At 35.7% G+C, this 5,351-nt stretch carries 1 protein-coding gene and 1 pseudogene; both read left to right on the forward strand.

Annotated elements, in window-relative coordinates; all coding sequences use genetic code 11:
• Positions 1–30: 30 nt before the first annotated feature.
• Positions 31–3,771, forward strand: coding sequence for a hypothetical protein (locus H8Z82_RS16535; protein WP_186995729.1), 3,741 nt, complete (start codon positions 31–33; stop codon positions 3,769–3,771).
• A 149-nt stretch (positions 3,772–3,920) separates the two neighbouring features.
• Positions 3,921–5,093, forward strand: a pseudogene (locus H8Z82_RS17480) (AbiH family protein).
• The last annotated feature ends 258 nt before the right edge of the window (positions 5,094–5,351 follow it).

A 5,351-nucleotide genomic window follows, 5' to 3' on the forward strand; every position in this document is an offset into this window, starting at 1 on the left:
ATGACAAAGATTAAAAACACAAAGAAGGGCATGGCTAAAAAGACATTAAGTATGTCTCTTGTAGTTGCAATGCTTGCTACTTCTAATGTGCCGGTATGGGCTGCTGAGTTCAGCGATGGAACAGATGTTGCTGTAGCTACAGAAGCTCCTGCAACATTTGCTGATGAAGCTGACGCACCTGTTGTAGAGGATGCTACTGTTGATACAGCTGCTGCAACTGCGGTTTCTGTTGATGCAAAAATTAAAGAATTTGGATGGGATACACCTGCAACTGTAGACTTGAAAGGATTTACTGCAGGCGCATTAACAGCTACAGATAACATTAATTATATTTGGAAAGTTAATGGATTAGAAGTTGCTAGTGGTACTGTTGCTGCTACATCCACTACTTTGAAAGCATTAGCTTATAAACCTGTTAAAGGTGATTGTGGCGGAGAACTTCAGTTATCCTTAAGTTATACTGATCCAGATAATGAAGACAGTGACAAAAACTTTACATGGGAATCCAATAAAGTAACTGTATCTAAGCACGATATTAACAAAGATAACATTACTGTAACTATGAAAGCAGCTGGCCCAATATATGATGGAAAGAATCATAATGATGCAAAGGAATGGGTTGACAATTATGACAATCTTGTAAAAGCTGGATATGATGTATCTGTGATCACAGATAAAGATTTTGTAAATGCAGATTCTAAAATCACAGCAAAAGTTACTCCAAAAGATACAACTTATTATCAGGGAGAAGTAACAAGCGCAACAACTGCATCTATTGCTCAATCTAAAGATACAAATAAATTAAAAGTAGAATATGTTGGCTCTGGCTATACATATACAGGAAGTGAAATCGCATTAAAGGCTTCTGATTTCAAATTAACAGATACTCTTTCTGGAGAGGTATTAGACAGTTCTAAATATATTGATCTTGCCGCTTCAACTGGTGCAAAAGCTACTAATGCCGGAGAATATGAAGCAATTATCACAACTAAGGATCTTGTAAACTACACAACAACAGCTCAGAGTGTAACAGCTGGAAATAAGTGGAAAATTGAAAAGGCAGACCTTTCCAAATGCACAGTTTTCTTAGGTGAAATTTCCGAACAGGCAACACCTATCCTTGCGAGTGATCTTAAAAATATCAATGTTTCCGATGGAACACACACTCTTTACAATGATGCAATTTCAGCAAGTGATTTTGTTATTGGAAATGTACAGGCAAATACCGGAAGTGTTGGAACTTACACAGCTACAGTCCAGACAAAAGCTAACAGCACAAACTTTACTGGAACAACAACTACAGCAACATTCCGTGTAGTAAGAAATGCATTAAGCATAGCTGAATTCAAAGGAACAACCACAAACCCAGGTTATGCAAAAGCTACTGAAAACTATACTGGCGAAGCAATTACAAAGGATACAAAGAAATTAGGTGATCTTGTAATCCTCGATAATGGTAAAGAAGTAAAACTTACTGCTGGTGTTGATTATGATCCTACATTTGTATACAGCAACAATACAAATGCCGGAACTGCATCTTTCACCGTAACTGGTAAAGGTTCTTTTGAAGGAAGTAAATTAGTAGTTTCGTTCCCAATTAAAGCAGCACATGTTACCAATAACGGTGAGATGGTTTCTAACAAGGTTGGCTTTGTAGAAGACTCTACAAGAAAAGCATCCGATTACAAATCAGGAATCACTGTTAACGTAAAAGCTGAAAACGATGATAAAAAGGCCTTTACTTTAGTTGAAGGAACAGATTATAAAGTTGATTATTCTTATAAAGAGACAACAGGTAATGTTCTGGGTAACCATATTGTTGTTAAGATTACTCTTCTTAACAATAACTTCGGAGCAAAAGGCACCGAATATTCTGAAGACGTTGCATTAACTAAAAAGCAGATTTCCAGCGTAACAGTAACTCCTGTACAGTCTTCTTACACATATACAGGTGCAGCAATTGTTCCTGAATTAATCGTTAAAGACGGCGAAACAGAGTTATCTAAAGGCGAAGATTATGTAATAAAATCTGTATCTAACAACAAGAATGTTGGTACAGCTACAATCGTAATCGCAGGTGCAACTAACAGCGATTATGATGTTGATTCTACAGCAAAAGCAACATTTACAATCACAGCTGCTAACACAAGTGATTTAGTAGTTAATGTTGATGATCAGTCATATGATGGAACTAAAAAGAAACCTACACTGGCAGATGATATTGAAATTAAATTAAATGGTGTAGCTATCGCAGATAAGTTTATTGTATCTTATCCAACATCTGCAGAGGCAAACCGTCAGGTTGGAACTGGTACATTAACACTGACACCAGATAACGGAAATAAGAACTTTACTGGAACAAAAGAAGTATCTTTCAACATTGTAGGTAAAAAACTCACTGTTACCAATGATGTTCTCCAGGTTTATAAAGCTGATGGAACAAAAGACACTAACACTGCATTTACTTATGACGGAACAGCGCATACATACGCTAAAGCAGTAGCAACTATCTTTGATGGTTCCAAGAAACTTGTTGAAGGTACAGATTATGAGATTAAATACTTCCATAATGTATCTGGTACAGGCGATGATGCTACAGGTACAGCATATGTAGCAGTAGTTGGCAAAGGTAATTATGCTGGTGATGGAAATAAGAACATTACTGATGAAAACGGAAAAACCGTAAACTGCATCGCCCGTAAGGAGTTTACTATCAATCGTTTACAGTTGGTAAAACAGTGCGTGGCAATTAAAGATGCTGAATATGCAGAAGGTCTTCCTGTAAAACCACAGGTTACTGTAACTTATGGTGGAAGTGTATTAACCGAAGGAACAGACTATAAACTGGATATTCCAACAGTAACAACTATTACTTCTAAGGAATATAAGGCTACTGTAACTGGAAAGAATGGCTATTATGAATCAGTCGCTAATTTATCTTGGAAGGTTACTAAGAAGGATCTTGCTAACTGTGATGTTACAGCAACAAAAGATGCTAGTGGTACTCTTTCTGTAACAGTTATGAACGGAAGTGTAAAAGTTCCGGCTGAAAAATATGTTGCGAAAGAAAATGCTGATGGTACAGTAACTGTAACACCTGCAAAAGACAGCAAATACTATACAGGTTCTAAGACAGTTGCACTTGCTGGTGACAAGACTAAAGTTGGCACACCGGTAATCAGTAGCGTTAAGGTTGTTGGCAATAAAGCAACCGTAATCCTTTCCGGAGAAGCTGATGGTGCTTCAGGATACGATTATGTAATCTCCAAAGCAAACGATACAACAACTGCTCGTGTAGATGTTACAAAGAACCAGGTTAAGACAACAGGTGACTTCAACTACGTACAGCAGGGAACATATTATGCATACTGCCACGCTTGGACACGTGATGCAGAAGGTAAGAAAGTATTCGGCGGATGGTCCAACATTTATCCGTTCTCTGTATCTGCAATCACACCTGCACAGCCAGTAATCACAAGCGTAAAAGCAAGTGGCACTACAGTAACTGTAACCTATACAAAAGCTGCAAACGCAGAAGGCTATGATGTAGTTCTCGGATCCGCTGCTAAGAAAGTAAACGGAGAATATCGTCCAGTAGAATATGGTACACTGGTTAAGAAGAACATCAAAGGCAATGTTGTAACAGCAACATTCAAGAATGTGAAGAAAGGATCCTACTATGCAGGTCTCCACGCATTCAACAAAACATCTGAAGACGGCAAGAAAGTATTCAGCCAGTGGTCAAATGTAAAGAAAGTAACTGTAAAATAATCCTATTGGGTAAAGAATAAGCTATTGCATGGCTGATGTTTCAGCCAGATATGGTACTTCCCTCAGTCGGAGGGAAATAAAACAACTCTGATAAACAGGGAAGTACTATATCTTTTATGCAATAGTTTTTTTGTATATAAGGAAAAGCGATGAAGATATTAATACTGGGCAATGGATATGATCTGGCGCATAATCTCCCGACATCATATCAAGATTTTTTGAAGTTTACAAACTTAGTTAAAACTATATATCAAGTATCCTGGTTAAAAGAAAAAGATAATCCGGAAATTTCTAATAGGATAAAAAATAGTTCCTTTCCTCCGTTTATAATGAACAGACTATTATCTGCCAATCAGCAAATTCAAAATATAGACAGCAAATACAACGAAAATAAATTAATAAACTCACAGGATTCTGCTTTGAATGAATTTTTCAGACTGGTTGAAAGTAATAGTTGGATTGATTATTTTCAACATATAAATCACGTTAACGAATGGATTGATTTTGAAAAAGAAATATATAGTGAACTGGAACGGCTTTCGGATGCCATATAGTCTAAAACTTTTTCAAAAAGCTATATGTATAGACGCATAAAACTAGTTGATAAAACAGATATTAGCATTATTGATAAATTAGAAATGGATTTACAAAATTTAATTCAAGCCATGGAAATCTATTTTGATGAATTTGTAAATCATATAGATATTACAAATGAAATTGAAGAAATACGCAAATTTAATCCAGATCATATTTTATCATTCAATTATACAAATACGTATCAAAGATTAAACAAACAAGATTGCTGCCAGATACACGGAACAGCATGTTATAAACAGGGTTTTCCGAAAAAATGTTCTCTGGTTTTAGGCATTCCCAAAACAGATATCCCATTTGCTAACACTAGTGTTACTTTTTTTTACAAAGAATTTCAGCGAGAATACAACAAAAATGAAACAGATTACTTAAAATGGATACAATATATGCATCAGAAGAACACAGAATATTCTAACAATTATCGAAAATATATTTCTAATTTGGAGATATTTGAAAAAAAACATCCAAGGAAGCCATATTCCTTGCCAATAATGGCATTAAAACCTAAAGAACCAGAAGCTCCTATGAATGAAATAATGATATTGGGTCACTCTCTTAGAGGTGATTTTGATATTCTATCCCCTTTTTTTATATTAGAAAATACAAACATAATTATTTTCTACAAAGGGGACTCTGATTATAAAAATAAATGGAAGTTCATATGCGGACCAAATTCAACCATCGAAAAAGAACATTCACATATAGATTGGAAAATGTTAAACGATTAGTAGGAAATCAGAAAAATACATTATAGAGTAATCCTTTGTATGGGATCAGAAAATCCGGCAGGAACTCTGCCGGATTGCACAAAAATGACAATGACACAAAACTTAGCATATCTGAATGCGAGCCGAAGGGGTCTGACCGCAATGTGGTCAACTTAAGCCCAGAATGGTTGAATTTTCAGCATTCTGGGCTTATATTCTGGATTTTTTTATATAAATATCTTGACATATCCCCCTAAATATGTGGTTTATAGATTAAGC

This window comes from Blautia difficilis (assembly GCF_014297245.1).
GTDB lineage: Bacteria > Bacillota > Clostridia > Lachnospirales > Lachnospiraceae > Blautia_A > Blautia_A difficilis.